Source organism: Citrobacter sp. Ce129 (assembly GCF_030334545.1).
Taxonomy (GTDB): Bacteria; Pseudomonadota; Gammaproteobacteria; order Enterobacterales; family Enterobacteriaceae; genus Citrobacter; species Citrobacter europaeus.
Window position 1 is genome coordinate 1 of the sequence record NZ_JAOWDS010000016.1, and the last position, 263, is coordinate 263.

General features: G+C 47.9%; 1 tRNA gene. It reads left to right on the forward strand.

The features are described from left to right. Positions 1–64 precede the first annotated feature (64 nt). Positions 65–140: transfer RNA gene (locus tag OGV77_RS00065), tRNA-Glu, on the forward strand. Positions 141–263 lie beyond the last annotated feature (123 nt).

The window sequence follows — 263 nt, forward strand, 5'->3', positions numbered from 1 at the left end:
AGTGCTCACACAGATTGTCTGATGAAAAGTAAATAGCAAGGCGTCTTGCGATTGAGACTTCAGTGTCCCCTTCGTCTAGAGGCCCAGGACACCGCCCTTTCACGGCGGTAACAGGGGTTCGAATCCCCTAGGGGACGCCACTTGCTGGTATGTGTGAGTGAAAGTCGCCGACCTCAATATCTCAAAACTTACCTTCGGGTGACGTTTGAGATATTTGCTCTTTAAAAATCTGGATCAAGCTGAAAATTGAAACGACACACTGT